The 538-nt window shown below is 51.5% G+C and carries 2 protein-coding genes; one reads left to right on the top strand and one right to left on the bottom strand.

The genetic code is table 11. The features are described 5' to 3' along the window. A partial coding sequence (locus AB4Z32_RS27610) for a transcriptional regulator (RefSeq protein WP_442125000.1) occupies positions 1-182 on the bottom strand: 182 nt, incomplete at its 3' end. 100 nt (positions 183-282) lie between these two features. Here AB4Z32_RS27610 and AB4Z32_RS27605 point away from each other — a divergent pair. Beyond that, the coding region (locus tag AB4Z32_RS27605) for a hypothetical protein (protein WP_442124999.1) at positions 283-538 on the top strand (256 nt) is incomplete at its 3' end.

Below are 538 nucleotides of genomic sequence, written 5' to 3'. Positions count from 1 at the left end.
GGTCTAAGATCCTTTCTCGTAACGACTCCCCGTGTTGCGACCTCAATATCCACACAACGCTCGGCGGAAATAGGAGACGTGCCAGCGACCATCTGGGAAAAATATGAAGCGGAGACACCCAGCGCTGTGGCCAGCTGAGTGGCGCGTCCCCGTTCGGATGAGATGTAAGTTTTGAGGTCCATGGCACGAGTTTAGTGTTTGCTAAACCTCATGTCAAGTGAATGCTACTTTAGAAAAAGCTAAACTACTGCAATGGATATCGTTGACCGCCGCCGAGAAAACTTGAAACGCTGGATTGCGCTTCATGGCACACCACAGAAAGAAAAGAGTCTGTTTTCCCAGCTCAAGGGGACTGGCTCATTTGGCGAGAAAGTAGCGCGCCGTCTCGAGGTCGAATATCAGATGGGTGATCTATACCTTGACCAAGAGCCGGAACTCGAATCAAGCGACGATAGCCTGCCGTATATGCATAATGTGAGCAGGGTTGCGGTCGGCTCTTCGGCCCGCGACACAGTTCCGATTAAGATGGTGTCTATGC

Origin of the sequence: Massilia sp. 2TAF26 (genome assembly GCF_052115005.1) — a bacterium.
Taxonomy (GTDB): Bacteria; Pseudomonadota; Gammaproteobacteria; order Burkholderiales; family Burkholderiaceae_D; genus Telluria.
This window is presented reverse-complemented; position numbering and strand designations above follow the sequence as displayed.